This is a genomic window from Arthrobacter gyeryongensis, assembly GCF_039543785.1.
GTDB lineage: Bacteria > Actinomycetota > Actinomycetes > Actinomycetales > Micrococcaceae > Arthrobacter > Arthrobacter gyeryongensis.
The window spans coordinates 1-16,470 of the sequence record NZ_BAABKK010000014.1; the positions used below are offsets into that span (position 1 = coordinate 1).

At 64.5% G+C, this 16,470-nt stretch carries 17 protein-coding genes; 12 read left to right on the forward strand and 5 right to left on the reverse strand.

Translation table 11 applies throughout. From position 1 onward, the window contains the following. From ABEA18_RS11250 to ABEA18_RS11280, 7 genes are all read left to right on the forward strand, one after another. Positions 1–318, forward strand: a 318-nt coding sequence (locus ABEA18_RS11250) for a sugar phosphate isomerase/epimerase family protein (protein ID WP_345449486.1), incomplete at its 5' end; no start/stop codon positions are given. 98 nt (positions 319–416) lie between these two features. Further along, positions 417–1,301 carry a TolB family protein gene (locus ABEA18_RS11255; RefSeq protein ID WP_345449487.1) on the forward strand — a complete coding sequence of 295 codons (885 nt, stop codon included), beginning with the start codon at positions 417–419 and terminating at the stop codon, positions 1,299–1,301. Further along, complete coding sequence (locus ABEA18_RS11260; RefSeq protein WP_345449488.1) at positions 1,298–1,543, forward strand: hypothetical protein; 246 nt, start codon at positions 1,298–1,300, stop codon at positions 1,541–1,543. The genes ABEA18_RS11255 and ABEA18_RS11260 overlap by 4 nt, the downstream gene beginning before the upstream one ends. 123 nt (positions 1,544–1,666) lie before the next feature. After that, positions 1,667–3,001, forward strand: a complete 1,335-nt coding sequence (locus ABEA18_RS11265; RefSeq protein WP_345449489.1) for an MFS transporter — start codon at positions 1,667–1,669, stop codon at positions 2,999–3,001. 122 nt (positions 3,002–3,123) lie between these two features. Next, positions 3,124–3,654, forward strand: a complete 531-nt coding sequence (locus tag ABEA18_RS11270; protein ID WP_345449491.1) for a GNAT family N-acetyltransferase — start codon at positions 3,124–3,126, stop codon at positions 3,652–3,654. A 191-nt stretch (positions 3,655–3,845) separates the two neighbouring features. Continuing rightward, the gene (locus ABEA18_RS11275; RefSeq protein WP_345449591.1) at positions 3,846–4,544 is read left to right on the forward strand and encodes a DsbA family oxidoreductase; all 699 of its coding nucleotides are present in this window, start codon (positions 3,846–3,848) and stop codon (positions 4,542–4,544) included. 113 nt (positions 4,545–4,657) lie between these two features. Further along, the gene (locus tag ABEA18_RS11280; RefSeq protein WP_345449493.1) at positions 4,658–5,299 is read left to right on the forward strand and encodes a TetR/AcrR family transcriptional regulator; all 642 of its coding nucleotides are present in this window, start codon (positions 4,658–4,660) and stop codon (positions 5,297–5,299) included. A gap of 64 nt (positions 5,300–5,363) precedes the next feature. Here the strand turns inward: ABEA18_RS11280 and ABEA18_RS11285 are convergent, their stop codons facing one another. After that, positions 5,364–6,005 (reverse strand): LytR C-terminal domain-containing protein, encoded by a 642-nt coding sequence (locus tag ABEA18_RS11285; protein WP_345449495.1) that lies wholly within the window; start codon positions 6,003–6,005, stop codon positions 5,364–5,366. 85 nt (positions 6,006–6,090) lie between these two features. Beyond that, a complete protein-coding gene (locus tag ABEA18_RS11290; protein WP_059388531.1) occupies positions 6,091–6,390 on the reverse strand; it encodes a type II toxin-antitoxin system VapB family antitoxin in 300 nt (99 codons plus the stop codon). Between the two features lie 170 nt (positions 6,391–6,560). On the opposite strand from ABEA18_RS11290, the gene ABEA18_RS11295 reads away from it, so the two are divergent. Both ABEA18_RS11295 and ABEA18_RS11300 read left to right on the forward strand, forming a co-directional pair. Further along, positions 6,561–7,469: a Cof-type HAD-IIB family hydrolase gene (locus ABEA18_RS11295; RefSeq protein ID WP_345449497.1), complete on the forward strand. Its 909-nt coding sequence runs from the start codon at positions 6,561–6,563 to the stop codon at positions 7,467–7,469. A gap of 52 nt (positions 7,470–7,521) precedes the next feature. Continuing rightward, complete coding sequence (locus tag ABEA18_RS11300; RefSeq protein WP_345449499.1) at positions 7,522–9,105, forward strand: stealth family protein; 1,584 nt, start codon at positions 7,522–7,524, stop codon at positions 9,103–9,105. A gap of 4 nt (positions 9,106–9,109) precedes the next feature. Here the strand turns inward: ABEA18_RS11300 and ABEA18_RS11305 are convergent, their stop codons facing one another. After that, a complete protein-coding gene (locus ABEA18_RS11305; protein ID WP_345449501.1) occupies positions 9,110–10,051 on the reverse strand; it encodes a phosphodiesterase in 942 nt (313 codons plus the stop codon). A 369-nt stretch (positions 10,052–10,420) separates the two neighbouring features. On the opposite strand from ABEA18_RS11305, the gene ABEA18_RS11310 reads away from it, so the two are divergent. Genes ABEA18_RS11310 through ABEA18_RS11320 form a run of 3 tightly spaced genes read left to right on the forward strand, consistent with a single transcriptional unit; the run spans position 10,421 to position 14,279 of the window. After that, positions 10,421–11,893, forward strand: coding sequence for an APC family permease (locus ABEA18_RS11310; protein WP_345449503.1), 1,473 nt, complete (start codon positions 10,421–10,423; stop codon positions 11,891–11,893). A gap of 22 nt (positions 11,894–11,915) precedes the next feature. After that, the gene (locus ABEA18_RS11315; protein WP_345449505.1) at positions 11,916–12,554 is read left to right on the forward strand and encodes a TetR/AcrR family transcriptional regulator; all 639 of its coding nucleotides are present in this window, start codon (positions 11,916–11,918) and stop codon (positions 12,552–12,554) included. A 48-nt stretch (positions 12,555–12,602) separates the two neighbouring features. Further along, a complete protein-coding gene (locus ABEA18_RS11320) occupies positions 12,603–14,279 on the forward strand; it encodes an amidohydrolase (protein WP_345449507.1) in 1,677 nt (558 codons plus the stop codon). Here the strand turns inward: ABEA18_RS11320 and ABEA18_RS11325 are convergent. Both ABEA18_RS11325 and ABEA18_RS11330 read right to left on the reverse strand, forming a co-directional pair. Continuing rightward, complete coding sequence (locus ABEA18_RS11325) at positions 14,276–14,761, reverse strand: glutathione peroxidase (RefSeq protein ID WP_345449509.1); 486 nt, start codon at positions 14,759–14,761, stop codon at positions 14,276–14,278. The two genes, ABEA18_RS11320 and ABEA18_RS11325, sit on opposite strands and share 4 nt — an antisense overlap. Before the next feature lie 103 nt (positions 14,762–14,864). Further along, a complete protein-coding gene (locus ABEA18_RS11330; RefSeq protein ID WP_345449511.1) occupies positions 14,865–16,349 on the reverse strand; it encodes a M23 family metallopeptidase in 1,485 nt (494 codons plus the stop codon). Between the last annotated feature and the right edge of the window lie 121 nt (positions 16,350–16,470).

A 16,470-nucleotide genomic window follows, 5' to 3' on the forward strand; every position in this document is an offset into this window, starting at 1 on the left:
AAGGACCGGATCTACCACGTGGACTGCAAGGACACCAAGCTGCGCCCCACCGGCCGCAACACCGTCCTGGGCTCCCACCTGCCCTGGGGCGACCCGCGCCGGGGCTGGGACTTCGTCTCCGCCGGACGCGGCGACGTGCCCTGGGAATCGAGTTTCCGGGCCCTCACCGCGATCGGCTACAACGGCCCGATCTCCGTGGAATGGGAGGACGCCGGCATGGACCGCCTCCACGGCGCCCCCGAAGCCCTCGCCGCCCTCAAGAAGTTCGACTTCCCGCCCTCCCAGACCAGCTTCGACGCCGCGTTCAGCCAGGACTAACCACCCGGTTAGCGCGAACTGGCAGCAGATGACCCCAAGATCCGATTTTGCGGGCATCTGCTGCCAACTCGCGCCCCGAGTTCTCCCGAGGAAGCACTGTGATACGAACCCTCCAACCCGGCCAGCGCTGCGAAGTATGGATCGCCTCTGCCACCGGCACTTCCGAGCTGGCCTTCAGCACGGACAATTTGCTCCTGGAGGCACCCAACTGGACGCTCAATGGCCAGGCCCTCATCCTCAATGGGGACGGCGCCCTGTGGCGGCTGGATCTTTCCGGCGGACTCGAAAAGATAGCCATCACTGGCATCCCGGATCTCAACAATGACCACGTCCTCGCGCCCGACGGCACCACCATTTACCTCTCGGCGAATGACGGCCACCTCTACCGCGCAGCCCTCGACGGCGGTGAGGCCACTAAGATCACGGACGACGACGGGTGGTTCCATTTCCTGCACGGCATCAGCCCGGACGGACAGACACTCGCCTACGTCGGCATCGACGGCGGCGACTTCACCCAGCCGGGCCGGCTCATCACGATTCCAGCAGGGGGCGGACCAGCGACCGCAATCGACGTCGACGGCCACTGCGACGGCCCCGAGTACTCGCCCGACGGCGAATGGCTGTACTTCAATACCGAGGCCTTCACGGATCGGCCGGGCCACGCCCAACTTGCCAGGGTGCGGGCCAGTCACCGCGGCACGCCAGAGCGCCTGCTTGAAAGCGGCACCGTTGACTGGTTCCCGCACCTCTCGCCCGACGGGCGCCTGGCCAGCTATATCCGTTTCCCCGGCGGCACGGTAGGCCACCCCGCGGACTTGCGGGTCGACGTCGTCGTTGTTTCCACGAGCGACTGGGCCACTCCGCTCCACACGTGGCCCCTCTTCGGCGGCCAGGGAACCCTCAATGTCAACAGCTGGTCGCCCGACTCCGAGCGGTTCGCTTATGTTGCCTATCCAGGCAATCTCTCAGAAGGGGCCTCATGACCGACAGCGCCGCTGTTGAAGCATTGGAAGCGCTCAGGCGCCAAGAAGAGGAGCTGATTTTCACCTCCTTCGATCACGGAGACGCCTGGAGGCTCGGCTCATTGTTGACCAGCATGGCCCAGGAGGCCGGTCACGCGATCGGCATCGATATCCGGCGCCCCGGGCTCACCGCGTCGGGCCTTTCATCTCAGGAGGATCATGACCTCATTGTCGAAGGGATCCGCCAACATCTCACCACCTAAGAACCTCAGCAAGAACTTTCGCCAAAAAATTGTTGAACAATTCCTCCATGTGATGCATCATTGGGTGTAGGCCCCGATTGAGATCGGGATCACAAAGCCCGCCCAACGTTCCATGGAGGAACCATGTCCGCGACCACTTCGCCAAGTCCAACACGGCGCAGCAAACCCTCGGCAGGCGCCATCAAAGCCTTCATTGCCAGCGTCACAGGAACCTCCCTGGAGTATTACGACTTCGCCATCTACTCGGTCGCCTCCGCGCTCGTCTTCCCCAAGATCTTCTTCCCCACGAATGACGAAACCACGGGCCTGCTGTTGTCCTTCTCGGCCTTCGCGGTGGGTTATCTCGCCCGGCCCATTGGCGGCGTTGTCTTTGGCCGGCTCGGGGACAAGATCGGACGCAAGAACGTCCTGGTCATCACCCTCATCCTCATCGGCGCGGCCACGGTCCTCATCGGCGCCTTGCCGGATTACCACACCATCGGCATTGGGGCCACGATCATCCTGGTCCTCCTTCGCCTGGCCCAGGGGATCGGCGTAGGCGGCGAATGGGGCGGCGCCGTGTTGCTGTCCAGCGAGTACGCCAATCCCAGCAAGCGCGGATTCTGGTCGTCCGCAGCCCAGATCGGGCCGCCCGCGGGCAACCTGCTGGCCAACGGCGCACTGGCCGTCCTCGCCGCCGTCATGAGCAACGATGCCTTCATCGCTTGGGGTTGGCGCGTGGCCTTCCTCAGTTCGGCCATCCTGGTTGCTTTCGGCCTGGTCATCCGGCTCAAGCTCGAGGAAACCCCGGTTTTCAAGGCCATTGAAGCCACCGGCGAACGGCCCAAGGCTCCCATCAAGGAAGTCCTCACCACGCAGTTCCGTCCCCTCCTCGCCGCCGCATTGTGCCGGATCTGCCCCGACGTCTTGTACGCCTTGTTCACCGTCTTTGTCGCGGTCTACGCCACCAAGGAATTGGGTATGACCACCGGCAACGTCCTAGGCGCGGTCCTGGTGGGCTCGGCATTCCAGCTGTTCCTGATCCCGGCCGCAGGCGCTGTCACGGACCGGTTCAACCGCCGGCTGGTCTACGGCATCACCGCCGCAGCCACAGCCGTGTACATCCCGTTGTTCTTCCTCATGATCCAGTCACGCTCCGTCCTGGTGCTGACTGTCGGCGTCGTGATCGGCCTCGGGCTGCACGCCTTCATGTACGGCCCGCAGGCGGCCTTCATCACCGAACAGTTCCCGGCCCGGCTCCGCTATGCCGGCAGTTCCCTCGCATATACCGTGGCGGGCGTCGTGGGCGGAGCCGTGGCACCGTTGATCTTCACGGCCCTCTACGCCGCCACCGGTAGCTGGCTCCTGATCGCCGCATACTTGCTCGCCACAGCCGTCGTCACCATCGTCGGCCTCGCTTTGGGCCGGGATCCCGAGCCGGATGAGGATCTTCGCCTGCTTGCGGAAGCCCGCGCCTAAGCAGCCCGGCGCCCCGTAACCGGAACGCTCCGGCGGGACATCGCCGTCGTAGTCTTTCCTGAAATGCCCCTTAAGATCAGTCTTGAGGGGCATTTCTGCGCCCGTTTGCCAGAGAGGACCGCATGAGCCAGACAATCCGTGAAGCAACAGCGGACGACGCCGGACGGCTGGCGGAGCTTGCCGCCGTCACCTTTCCGCTCGCCTGCCCGCCGGACTCCTCGCCCGAAGACATCGCCGCGCACCTGCGCAGGACGCTCAGTGCGGAGAAGTTCACGGAATACCTTGCCGATCCGGACGTCACCATCCTGGCCATCGACGCGGCGGGGGAACTCCGCGGCTACAGCATGCTGGTGGCCCGAGCCACGAGCGATACCGACGTCGCTTCGGCCCTGAAGCTCAACCCGTCCACGGAACTGAGCAAGTGCTATGTGCATCCGGAACACCACGGCATGGGTGCTGCCGCGGAGCTCATGAAAGCCACGTTGGACCGCGCTGCCGGCTCGGGTGCGGCCGGGGTGTGGCTAGGCGTCAACAGCCAGAACGCCAAAGCCATCCGCTTCTATGAGAAGAGTGGATTCAGGAAGGTCGGGACCAAGTCGTTCCGCCTGGGCAATGCCGTGGAGCACGATTTCGTGATGGAGCGGGCGGTCTAGGACGCCGGGACGCGCATTAGCGACGCGGAAATGGACCCGCGACGCGCAAACAGTTTCACGCGGCCCGGATACGCGTAGCGCCTGCCCGTTTCTGCGTCGCACACCATTTTGCGTGTCGTGAACGCCGGGCTGTGACCAGTCCAACAGACCATTGCGGGAATGCCCGGGCCCGGCTTCCGGTTGTCGCCACCATGAAGATTGAGATCTGGTCAGACGTCGCTTGCCCGTGGTGCTACATCGGAAAGCGCCGGTTCGAAACGGCCCTTGCTGAATTTCCGCACCGCGACTCGGTCGAGATCCAGTGGCGCAGCTATCAGTTGGATCCGAGCATCCCGGAACACTACGACGGCACGGAGCTCGATTACTTGAGCAAGCGCAAGGGCATGAACCCCGCGCAGGTCAGCCAGATGTTCGAGCACGTGGCGTTGCAGGCAAAGGGCGAGGGCCTCAACTACCGTTTCGACGACGTCGTGGTGGCCAACAGCTTCACGGCGCACCGCCTCATCCACTTGGCTGCCGCCCACGGCAAGCAGGACGAAGCCAAGGAGCAGCTGCTGAGCGGCCATTTTGAACACGGCGAGGACATCGGAAGCCAGGAATACCTGGCCAAGCTCGGCAGGGAGTTGGGCCTGCCGCAAGCCGAGGTCGCGGAACTGTTCAGCACCGACAAGTACGAAGCGGACGTACGCAGCGACATCGCCGAAGCCCGGATGCTTGGTGTCACCGGAGTGCCGTTCTTTGTCATTGACCGCAAGTATGGACTCTCCGGTGCGCAGCCCTCAGAGGTCTTCACGCAGGCCCTCGCGCAGGCGTGGCAGGAAGCGAATCCCCTGGTCGCCGTCGGCAGCCCCGACGCGGACGCCTGCGGCCCGGACGGCTGCGCGATCTAGAACCTTGCGCGAGCTGGCACCAGATGACCCCAACGGCGTGTTGAAAGGTCATCTGCTGCCAGCTCGCGCCGCACGCACCCAACTTTGCTGACAGATCCCTGTAAAGTGTCTGTATGCCTAGGATTACGGCCGCCAGCAATGCGGCGCAACGCGCTGAAACCCGACGCCGGGTCCTGACAGCTTTCGGGGAACTGCTCTTCACCCACGGCCTGCCCGGCTTGACCATGACCGACGTCGCGCGGCACGCCGGCGTCGGCCGGACGGCGGTATACAACTACTACGCCGACATGGAACAGCTCCTCATTGCGTACGCGCTCGACGAGACCGAGCGATTCCTGGGCGACCTGCGCGAATCCCTCGCCGCACTGCAGAACCCGGTGGACCGTCTGGCCCTTTACGTGCGCGCCCAAGTGGAAGATCTGAGCCGCCGGCACCTTCCGCCGGGCCCCGCGATGGGGGCTGTCCTCTCTCCCGCTTCCTTTGCGAAATTGGCAGATCACGTCGGCGAACTCAACCTGCTGCTCCAGGACATCCTGCGCGACGGAATCGCAGACGGCTACCTCCCGCCCACGGACGTCGGCCAGCTGGCGAGGCTCATCCACGGAACTCTTTCCTCCAGCGCGGCACGCGGCAACGCCGCGATCGGAGCAGAGCTGGACGAGCTTGAGGAGCGGCTGGTCCAGACCGTGCGGTTCATCCAGTTGGGCGCAGGAGCAAGGTTCGACGACGACGGCCGGCCCGCGCGCTTGGCGTGACCTTGCCGTGTGACCTTGCCGCGGGGCGGGCGCGGCCGATGGCTCAGTCCATGGAAGGCCAACGCTACGGCGTCGGCATTACCGGCAGCTTCGCGTTGTCGGCGATCCGCTGCTCCAGACGGGGACAACTGAGCTTGCCCGGAGTGTTGTCCACGAGCTCCGGCGGCACCAGTGCCGAGAAGCCGGGCGCGAGGATGAGGTCCACGGAGGCATCCGTGCGTTGGTCCTGGAAGTAGTCGGTGCCCGCGATATTCCTCTGGATGTTGAAAGCCGCGGCTTGACCGCCCGATCCCGAAACAACCATGGCCGGGCCGGTGTAGCTGGTGGTGGAGTTATCGACCGTGCCAACGTTGTATCCCCGGGCCTTCAACTGGTCCGCAACGTTCTTGGCCAGACCGGCCCTGCCGGCGGCATTGTAGATGTTCACGCTGATCTTGTTGTTGGGCATGTAGTCGAAAACAGTGGCAGGACACACTGCCGCCGGCGCCTGGCTTGCAACGGCGGAAGGGAAACGGATCACGCCGTTGATGATTGCCCAGGCGCCCACGAGTCCGGCAACCACCAATCCGACGAGCAGCGCGAGAACGATCCCATGCAAGAGGCGGCGGCTGAACCACCCAGGATGGCTCTCGGGTCCAGGAGCCTCGGCAAAAGTTGCCCGGAGTTCCGGACCGGTGACAACCCGATGCCCGTGCAGAATCGTCACGTCTTTCTGACGACCAGGACGTTTCCGGCGCTTCCTCGGGTCCGCATTTTCGGGCACTGCCACCTGCTCCTCCGGGATTGTTTCGTTAACCATCTATCACCAGGACCCGGGCGTGGATGGCCGTACGCTGGTGGAGCGCGGTACGGACTGCACGGTGGAGCCCGTCTTCGAGATACAGCAGGCCTTGGTACTGCACCACATGTGGGAAAAGGTCGCCGAAGAACGTTGAATCCTCAGCCAACAGTGCTTCCAGGTCAAGCGTGCGTTTGGTGGTGACGAGTTCATCGAGCCGGACAGGACGGGGCGGCAGCGAGGCCCAGTCCTTGGGCGTGGAAAAACCATGGTCGGGGTACGGGCGTCCCTCGCCCACAGCTTTGAATATCACTTTGCAAGCCTAAAGAAGTAAGGCGTCCAAGGGAACTTATGAGAAGTCGGTCACCAAGGTTGTGGCCAAAAGGTAACCGTTGACGGACGGTGCGAGCTGAAACAGTGCCGCCTGCCGCCGTCGGCCGTCACACCGCTGCCGCCATCACGCCGGACTGACAGAATGGGATCATGACTGCTTCAATGCCAGGCACGCACCCGGCTGCTCCCGCCCTCGCACTCCTCCTCGACGTCGACGGACCTGTCGCGAGTCCCGTGACGCGCGACGTGAAGCCGGAAATCATCGCCGACCTCGTGGGCTTGGCATCCGCAGGCATCCCCGTCATTTTCAACACCGGCCGGTCAGACGCTTTCATCCGCGAGCAGGTCATGGCACCCATGATTGCCGCCGGAATGCCTGCGGGAACGGTGGTCCATGCGATCTGCGAGAAGGGCGCGGTGTGGTTCAGCTACACCTCGGGCGGGCCGGGACCCATCCATGTGGACCACGCCCTTGCTGTTCCGAAGGCCTACGGCGACGACGTCCGCCGCATGGTGGCGGAGGACTACGCGACGCACATGTTCTTCGATGAGACAAAGCGCGCCATGGTGTCGGTGGAACAGCATCTGGACGTCTCAAGTGACGACTACCTGGCCGAACAGAAGCTCTTCGACGCGGATGCTTTGGAGCTCATGGGCAGGCACGGGCTCTCCGCCGCGCTCCTGGATCACCACGCGCCAGAGTCCGACGACGCCGCCGACTACCGTCTGGATCCCACCATCATCTCCACGGACATCGAGTCCATCCGGCTCGGCAAGGACCTCGGCGCGAGCCGCGCGGTGGAGCTCCTCGCAGCCCAGGGAATCACCCCGCAGGCCTGGCGGACAGTGGGCGATTCGCGCACTGACTACGCCATGGCGGATTGGCTCCACCACAATGACCACAGCGTCAAGCACGTCGACGTCCGGCCCGCCGACGGCGTGCCCAACAAGCCCTACGATGTTCTTACAGCCACAGACCTCGGCCTCGGCGACGACATCATTCACGACGACGCCGGAGGCGCATTCCTGCGCAGTTGGCGTGAAGCCTTGGTGGGCTAGGTCCACCAAGCTCGCGCGAACCACAACCTTTCGGAGAAAAGCCATCACAGACATGGACCAGCAAGCAATCTACTTCGGTAGCCCCCCGTCCGACGACGATGCGGTCGTTCCTGAACCGACATCGCCCGCGGTCGACGCGCGCCTCAAGCACCGCCCCGACGTCGTCCGCCACCGCGGCCGCTACAGCTTGCTGAACCAGAACCGCACGCCGCAGCAGGTGATGGTCGAAGACCTCCTCGTCATCCGCGCCGCGCTGGACGCGGCAGGGCTTGACTTCATCCTGGTCCGCGGCAACGACCACCGGCCCGTGATCGCCGTCGATTGGAAGCTCCGGAAGAAACTGCGCCAGGCTTTGGTCTCTGCTTTCCGGAACGAGCCGTTCTACTCCATGACCGTTGACGCGCGGAAGAAATCCACGTTGCTCGTAGCCGACGGCGAGCTCTCAAGCAACCGGAAGGCCAGGATCTTCCGGCTCTTCCGTCCACGCGTGGAACCCGGGGGCGGGCTGACTTACGGTCCTTCCTTGGGCGTGCAACTGGAATTGTGGGAGTTCGACGGCGATCAGCTCGTGTTGCCGGTGGAGAACTCCCTGACCCGGCGAACCATGCTGCGCCAGGACGCTGTCCGGGGCACGGTGGAACGCCACGGGCTGAGCTGGCCGACCATCGAGAACATGTTCGCGGACCACGCGAGCGACATCGACTTCGACGTCGACATCGTCTTTTCATGGGTGGACGGCAACGATCCCGCATACATCGCGGCCCGTCGCGAGCAGATGAAAGACGCAATCGTGGGCGAGGGCGACGCCCACGAGGCGCGTTTCCGGCAGATCAACGAGCTCAAATATGCCCTGCGCTCGGTGTACATGTATGCGCCTTGGATTCGCCGGATCTACATCGCCACGGACTCCCCCGCCCCGGAGTGGCTGGCCGAGCACCCGAGCGTCAGGATCATGCGCAGCGAGGAGTTCTTCAAGGACCCCACAGTGCTGCCAACCCACAATTCCCAGGCCGTGGAATCCCAGCTGCACCACATTGAGGGCCTCTCCGAGCACTTCCTGTATTCCAACGACGACATGTTCTTCGGCAGGCCCGTTGCACCGGACATGTTCTTCACTCCCGGCGGAATCACCAAGTTCATCGAAGCCTCCACCCGGATCGGGCTGGGAGAGAACGACGCCGAACGCAGCGGCTTCGAGAACGCGGCCCGCGTCAACAGGAAGCTTCTCTGGGAGCGGTTCGGGCGCATCACTACGCGCCATCTGGAGCACACCGCCGCACCCCTTCGGCGCAGCGTGATCGCAGAGATGGAGCGCGAGTTTCCGGCCGAATTCACCAAGACAGCGGCCAGCAGGTTCCGTGCGGCGGACAACATCTCCGTGACCAACTCGTTCTACCACTACTACTCGTTGCTCACGGGCCGGGCAGTGACGCAGACGGCGGCCAAGGTCAGGTATGTGGACACAACCCTGTGGTCCGGGCTGCACTACCTGCCCACCTTGCTCGCCAAACGCAATGTGGACTTCTTCTGCCTCAACGATGGCAGCTTCCCCGAGGTGGCTGCCGACGAAAGGGCCGGACTCGTGACGGACTTCATGGAGAAGTACTTCCCGGTCAAGGCGCCCTGGGAGAAGTAGGCCCCTAGCGTCGGGTCATCTCCGGGCTCTTCGCGTCGACCCTGGAACCGCGTTCGTGCGTAGCTCTCTGCGGAATCCGGATGCCTGCTTCGGCGAGCCGCCGCCTCGTGGCTTCCGGGCTGACGTACTCACCGACAGTCGGCGATTTGCCCAACGGCACCACCGAATGCACAATCGTCTGCTCGTAAACGTGGACAAGGTTGAACGCCTGGGCACCGTCACGGCCGCGGGTGCCGCCCTGCGGAACGTTGAGGTCCTGCGTGTAGCAGCTCGCGGAAGCCACCGATACCGGGACACCGGCGAACATAGCCGTAGTGGAGTAATGCAGGTGGCCGCCCAGGATAGAGCGGACATCCGAATTGCGCACGACGTCGGCCAGCGCGGCTTGGCCGCGCAGCTCCACGAGGATCGAGAGATCGAGGACGCTCGGGACCGGAGGGTGGTGGAGGGCAAGGATCGTGCCGTCCGGAGCCGGCGTCGCGAGCTCCGATCCCAACCAGTCGAGCTGGCTCTGGCTTAGCTCACCGTGATGGAAGCCGGGCACGGAGGTATCCAGTGTGATGATCCGCAGCCCGTTGACGAAGTAGCTGTGATCCACCGGCGCATTATTGTCGCTCTGGTCGAAGAGGCCAGCACGGAAATTCGCCCGATCGTCGTGGTTTCCCATCGCCCAGATCACCCGCGCTCCCATCTCTCGACAGGCAGGTTCGACGATCGACCGGAGTTTGGCGTAGGCACCGGGCTCACCCTGATCGGCGAGGTCCCCGGTGAAGATTACGGCGTCGGGGCGGACCTTCGACGCATGCACTTCCGAAAAGAGTTGCCTGAGGTGGGCTTCACTATCAACCGCGCCGTAAAGGGGTTCCGACCCTCCCAACAGATGGGAGTCGCTAAGGTGCAGAAGTACGTGTCCTGGCCGCGGGTACTCGGCCTCGATGAGCTCCATTACTACCTTCGGGTCGGTAGGAGACGGCGCCTCCAGTGTCTGCCCCAATAAACCCAATCCAACCAGACAAAAGGCTAACGCAGGGCAACTTACGGTCGGAATGTTGGAAAATTACTCGCGTTGCCCCGCGATCCTCGCTCACTTTTAGGGCGATTTTCGACGACGCTCGCTCACCTTTAGCCGCATTCCACCCGACGCTCGCTCACCAAAAATGAGCGGGCGTCCGCCCAAAAGGCGACATAGGTGAGCGAGCGTTCGCCCAAAAGGCGACATAGGTGAGCGAGCGTCGGCGTTTTCGGCGCCGGTTGTGAGCGAGCCCCGAAACAGACCCTCTTGACCCGAACATGTGCCGCCCCTCACAATAAGCGAATGGCTTTCACTAAAGAAAAGGCGGCACTCGTGCCGCCCGCGCCCGTCAGCGTTGACGGCGGTTTGAAGAAGAACGCAATCGGCACTCGCGACATTGTGTTCATGTTGGTGTCAGCGGCCGCTCCGCTGACCATCGTCGTCGGCATCGCCCCGCTCGCTCTCGCGGTGGGCGGCGTCGGCGCTCCCTCGATCTACATCGCCGCGGCTATCGGCCTGGGCCTGTTCGCCATCGGTTTCATGGCGCTCACCCGCCACGTCCGCTCCTACAGCGGCTTCTACGGCTACATCTCGAAAACCCTCGGCCGCGTGGTCGGCCTCGGCTCCGGCCTCACCGCTTGGATGAGCTACAACGGCCTGCAAATCGGCCTCTACGGACTGCTCGGTATCCAGGCCAACCTCGCCGTCAAATCCTTCACCGGCGTGGAACTTCCCTGGTGGCTCTACGCGATCGTCTCAATCGGGGCCGTCTGGTACCTGGGCTGGCGCGGGATCGATGTCGGCGCCAGGGTCCTCGCCGTCCTGCTTACCCTCGAAACCGCGATCGTTGCCATCGTCGCCGCATTCGTCCTGGCCCAAGGCGGCGCACACGGCATCAGCTTTGAATCATTCAGCCCGCAGGCCATCTTCTCCCCGCAGTTCGCCGCGGTCCTTGGCCTGGGTTTCTCCGCCTTCATGGGATTTGAATCCGGAGCCCTGTACCGGGAAGAAGCCCGGGACCCGGACCGCAGCGTCCCTCGTGCCACCTACATCTCCGTCGCCTTCATCGGCGCGTTCTACGCCTTCGCCGTCTGGATCATCGTCCAGGCCTTCGGAGCTGACGCCGTCCAGGCGTTCGCCGCCGGCCACCTCGACGCCGGGGACACCGCCTACATCGCAGCGGGCAACTTCGCGGGCGGCTGGTGCGTGAACGTGATGAGCGTGCTGATCGTTACCAGCATCTTCGCCGCCCAGCTCTCCTTCCACAACACCATCAACCGCTATACCTTGTCCCTGAGCCGCGAGGGCATCTTCCCGAAGCGTTCAGGCCGGATCAGCCCGCGTTACCGCACCCCCTCGGTGGCCGGCTTCGACCAGACCCTCCTCGCGCTCGCCCTCGTGATCGGCGCGGCCCTGCTCCAGCTGGACCCGTTCACCCAGTTCCTGATCTGGACGAACACCCCGGGAGTGATCGGCGTCCTCCTCCTGCAGGCACTTACGGGCGTCGGCGTCGTGGTCTTCTTCACCCGCCTCAAGGACCACAGCCTTCGCTGGTACGTCATGCCTTCCGCCGTGGCAGCCACGATCATCATGTGCGCGGTGACCTACCTGATGGCCAACAACGCCCAATTGCTCACAGGCCTCCCGGCCGGGGACCCCGTCAACACAACACTGCTCGTATTTGCACCGCTCTTGTTTGCGGCCGGAACCGTGCTGGCCCTCGTGCTGCGCAAGGTCAACCCGGCCGCCTACCAGCAGATCGGCCACGCCGAGTGATCCCGGAGCCTAGTCTTGAGGAATGCAGACTCCCAGCAAAACCAGCCAGCTAGGACGGCCCCGGACACCGAGGCTCTCGCGGAAGGCGATCGGCCGCGCGGCGCTTGAGATGTTCGAGGAGGAAGAGAGCCTCTCGATCCCGCGGCTCGCGGAACGCCTGGGCGTCAGGCAGTCATCTTTCTACAAGCACGTCACGGGTCGGCAGGAGATCATCGAGCTGGCCCGTGGCGCGCTCGTAGACAGAGCTCCGATGCCCGAGTTGCCGTCCGGCAGCCTCGACGACGTCATCCGCGGGATCTTCGACTCCCTTCGCAAGGCGTACAGCCTGGTGCCGGCGCTCCTTCCCCTCCTGCTCACGCAGCCGGTGTCACACCCAGCAGCTTTGGAGCGCTACGACCAGTTTGTCGAAGCGTTTGAGATCGCCGGGGCGCCACGGCACCTCATCATTCCCGCCCTGGAAACCCTCGACAGCGCAGCGATCGGCGCGAGCCTCGACGCAATGACGATGGAATCCGCATGGAGCATCAACCAAGAAGAGGAAGGCACTTATCCCCATCTGTTCGCGGCAAAGAAAGCCGTGGCAGAGCACCCAGTAGACCGCTTCGCATTCCTGGCCGATGTCCTCTCGGCAGGATTGAAGGCAGCCATCGACGACGACTGATCCCCACCGGGCCGGCGTCGGAACCCGAACACAACAAGGAGTTACATCGTGACCACGCCCGAGCCCATCGATCTCGTCATCTTCTCGTCCGGCATCCTCCACGGTGAGGCGCTCACAAAGACCGCCGGTTTTGTCGCCATCTCACATGGACGCATCGCGCACGTCGGCCGCGCCGAGGCTGCCGATGAATGGACCGCACAAGCCAACCAGGTGATCGACGTCGGGGACGCAACAGTCTGCCCCGGCCTGATCGACGCCCACATCCACCCCATCCATGGAGCGGAAATCGCCCGTGGCCTTGATCTGGGCGGGATCACCGGGCTCGACGACGTCCGCGCGGCCCTTGCGCGGTACGCAGCTTCCACGCCGCACGCCGTCGGCTCCGATTGGTTGTTCGCTTGGGGCCTCGACCCTGCCATCTTCGGGGATGCGGTCTTCGACAACTCCCTCTTCGACGGCATCCTCGACGACGAACTCGCGTTCATCACCCTGTTCGACGGCCATGCCTCGCTTGTCTCCGACGCCGCCCTCAAGCTCGCCGGCGTCACCGGAACGGAAGAACTGCCCAGCACCGGCTACGTCGGCCTCGACCAGCACGGCAGGCCCAACGGCATGCTCTACGAAATGGCCGCCCAGGAGCTCGTTCGCCGCGTCCTTCCCCAGCCCTCCTTCGAGCGGCGCGTCGACGAGCTCGGGAAGCTCCTGCGTTCCATGGCCGAATCCGGGCTGGTAGCAGGCCAGATGCTTGACTTCGGAGCCCCGGACACACTTGAAGTGCTGGAGGCCCTGGAGCGCAAAGGCGAGCTCGCCATCCGGCTGCGGATCTCGCCGTGGGTCATGCCGGGCGCCACCGAGGATGACCTGGAGGCCATGCTGGCGATGCAGGGCCGGCACGGCAGGCGCTGGCACGTTCACGGCATCAAGCTCATGATGGATGGAACCATCGACAACGGCACGGCGTGGCTCTTTGATGCCGACACCCACGGCGAATCACTCCATCCGCTCTGGCACGATCCCGAAGCTCTTGCCGCAGCCATGAAGTTCTTCCACGAACACCGGATCCCCACCACCACGCATGCCATCGGCGATCAAGCGGTGTCCTTCGTCGCGCGGACCATCGGCGCCCTTCCCAAGAACGGCACGGTCCACCGGATCGAGCACATCGAGTCCATCCCGGATTCGGTCTTGGCGGAAATCATCAGCGCGGGTGCCGCAACGAGCCTGCAGCCGACGCATTGCGCCCTCTACAGCCGCGCCGACCACACCGACAACTGGTCCCGCAGGCTTGGCAGCGAACGGGCCAACCAGGCGTGGCGGACCCGCGATCTCCGCGACGCCGGAGCCATCGTCGCCCTCGGATCGGACTGGCCTATCGCTCCTTTCGACCCGCGGGCGATCATCGCATCAGCCCAGACTCGCCGCCCGGCCGGCCGGCCCGACGTCGAGCCCGTCCAGCCCCAGCAGGCGCTGTCCGCGCGTGCCGCGCTCGAAGGTTACACGAGCCAATACTGGCGATCGGTCGGCGAAGAGGGCGGAATCGTAGAGAGCGGAGCCCGCGCCGATCTGACGGTGGTCCTACACAATCCCCTGACCACCGCTCCGGACGATTTCGCGGAGACGCCGGTGATCCTTACGGTTGTTGACGGAGAAATCGTTGTTGACAACCGTCGGGCCATCGCGAAGGGAATCGCCGACCTCAGTGAGGAATCCTTCCAACCCGTTTAGGCGAGAGCCTCTTCGAGTGCCTCGATGAGCTCTTGGGAATCGGGCTCGACGACGGACGGGAAGCGGGCGAGCACCTCGCCTTCGCGGCTCACGAGGAACTTTTCGAAGTTCCACTTCACCTTCTGCGGTTTGGAGCCGTCGGCCGTCCGGGTGAGTTCGGCATACAGGGGGTGCTGCTCCTTGCCGCGGACCTTGGACTTGCTCGCGAGCGGGAACGAGACTCCGAAATTGCGCTGGCAGAAGTCCGCGATCTCGGCGTCGGAACCTCGCTCCTGGCCGGCAAACTGGTTGCACGGCACACCCAGAATCTCGAATCCACGGTCGCGGTATCTGCCATAGAGCTCCTCCAGTCCCGAGTACTGGCGCGTGAAACCACACTTCGAAGCCACGTTGACTACCAGGACGGCTTTGCCCTCGAAACGCCCGAAGTCGGCCTGGGAGCCGTCGTTGAGCGTCAAGGGGATGCTGTAGAGCGGGGACATTGAATCGCTTCCTTACGACGTGGAGCCTTGGCAAACTGCCGCATTCGAGTCTACGCGTGGCGGGGCGGCTGGACAGGCTCCAGGAAAGCGATGACTTCTACGGCTACGGGGCCGTTGGGGTCGTTTTGCTGGTCGCGGTAGCCGATGGCGCGGGGCTGGCGGGCGCTGACGGCGTGGTGGGTGCCGGCGTCGTGGGCGCCGTCGGGGGTGGCTGGATGGGCGTCACGGTCGGTATCGGAGCCGGGAGGCTCGACGCCGGTGCCACCGTGGGCGGGACCGTCAGCGTAGGCGCCTGCGTCACGGTAGGCGGGACCGTCGCCGTGGGCGCCTGCGTCACGGCAGGCGGGACCGTCACCGTGGGCGGGACCGTCACCGTGGGCGGGACCGTCAGCGTAGGCGCCTGCGTCACGGTAGGCGGGACCGTCACCGTGGGTGCCTGCGTCACCGTGGGCGGGACCGTCAGCGTGGGCGGGACCGTCACGGTCGGAGCCTGAGTCACGGTTGGGCTCGGGGTGGCACTCGGCGTCTTGCTTGGAGTGGGAGTAGCGGTTGGCGAAGGCGTCGCGGTCGGGGTGCCAGTCGGACCCGCCGTCGGACTACCAGTGGGTGACGCCGTCGGCGTTGGCGTGCCTGTAGCAGACGGGCTCGGCGGAACAACCTTCGCTTCCTGCACCCCGCCGGTCACCGCCTCTCTCGAGGGCACGGCTCCCGGCTCAGTTGGCACGGCCCCGGGGATGGACCAGACAGACCCCGCCGAGGTCGCGGTGGCGGAACCTGGCTGATAGCTGACCATCCGGATATCGCTGAGGGGATCCACCTGCTTGGTTGGCAGGAACGTCCAGTTCATAGGGTTGGCGTAAACGCCGTTGAGGATCGTCTCGAAGTGCAAGTGGCAACCGGTCGAGGAACCCGTGGTCCCCACTCTGGCAATGACCTCGCCTACCCGGACCGATTGCCCCTTGGTCACTGCAATTCCCTGCAGGTGGTTGTACGTGGTGACAAGGCCGTTGCCGTGATCAATTTCCACGCGGTTGCCGCCACCCCACGGGTGCCAACCCACGGCCCGGACAACGCCGGAGTCCGCTGCGTAGACGAGCGTGCCGCAAGCCGCGGCGAAGTCCTGGCCCCAGTGGAACTCCCCCGGCAATCCGGTGAAAGGATCGATCCTCAACCCGAAGGGAGAGCTCGGAAGCAGCGTTTCCAGCGGCGCGTAGAGTTTGCCGGCAGGGGGCCTGTCGAGGGAACTCGACGAGACGTTGAGAGTGCCGACGCCGTTCTTGTCGAGGGTTTGGACCGGGGAACGTTCAAAAGACACCGTGGCTTTGTCACCTGCCTGGACCGGGGCCGACGTCGCGCTTTGAGGCACGGCCTCCTGCGCGCTGGGCGCGGCACCATCCGTGGGCAGCATGCCGGGTTCGACTTGGCCCGCGGCCAAGGATCCGTCCCGTGCCGGTCCGCCCAAACCCGGGCCCTGGAAACCAAAAGCGAGGATCATCACGACAGCGAGGAAGCAGGCCGAAAGGACCCGGCCAAATTTTCTTGTGAGCACCAGATCGACAATCCGGTCAGACTCATGATGCTTTCCCACAGCGGCTCCTGAGACAGGCGCTCATCCCCAGTACGGGCGCGCTTGTCCCATTGTGGCCGCTAGGAAATTGAATGGGAACACTCGACTTCATACTTGGCCGGTCCGCGAAACACTCGCCGGA

Bases quoted from the DNA above. Each gene is read 5' to 3' on its own strand.
- ABEA18_RS11265 (WP_345449489.1), top strand. From the start codon at position 1,667: ATGTCCGCGACCACTTCGCCAAGTCCAACACGGCGCAGCAAACCCTCG.
- ABEA18_RS11315 (WP_345449505.1), top strand. From the start codon at position 11,916: ATGCAGACTCCCAGCAAAACCAGCCAGCTAGGACGGCCCCGGACACCG.
- ABEA18_RS11275 (WP_345449591.1), top strand. From the start codon at position 3,846: ATGAAGATTGAGATCTGGTCAGACGTCGCTTGCCCGTGGTGCTACATC.
- ABEA18_RS11310 (WP_345449503.1), top strand. From the start codon at position 10,421: ATGGCTTTCACTAAAGAAAAGGCGGCACTCGTGCCGCCCGCGCCCGTC.
- ABEA18_RS11305 (WP_345449501.1), bottom strand. From the start codon at position 10,051: ATGGAGCTCATCGAGGCCGAGTACCCGCGGCCAGGACACGTACTTCTG.
- ABEA18_RS11260 (WP_345449488.1), top strand. From the start codon at position 1,298: ATGACCGACAGCGCCGCTGTTGAAGCATTGGAAGCGCTCAGGCGCCAA.
- ABEA18_RS11280 (WP_345449493.1), top strand. From the start codon at position 4,658: ATGCCTAGGATTACGGCCGCCAGCAATGCGGCGCAACGCGCTGAAACC.
- ABEA18_RS11300 (WP_345449499.1), top strand. From the start codon at position 7,522: ATGGACCAGCAAGCAATCTACTTCGGTAGCCCCCCGTCCGACGACGAT.
- ABEA18_RS11295 (WP_345449497.1), top strand. From the start codon at position 6,561: ATGACTGCTTCAATGCCAGGCACGCACCCGGCTGCTCCCGCCCTCGCA.
- ABEA18_RS11270 (WP_345449491.1), top strand. From the start codon at position 3,124: ATGAGCCAGACAATCCGTGAAGCAACAGCGGACGACGCCGGACGGCTG.
- ABEA18_RS11325 (WP_345449509.1), bottom strand. From the start codon at position 14,761: ATGTCCCCGCTCTACAGCATCCCCTTGACGCTCAACGACGGCTCCCAG.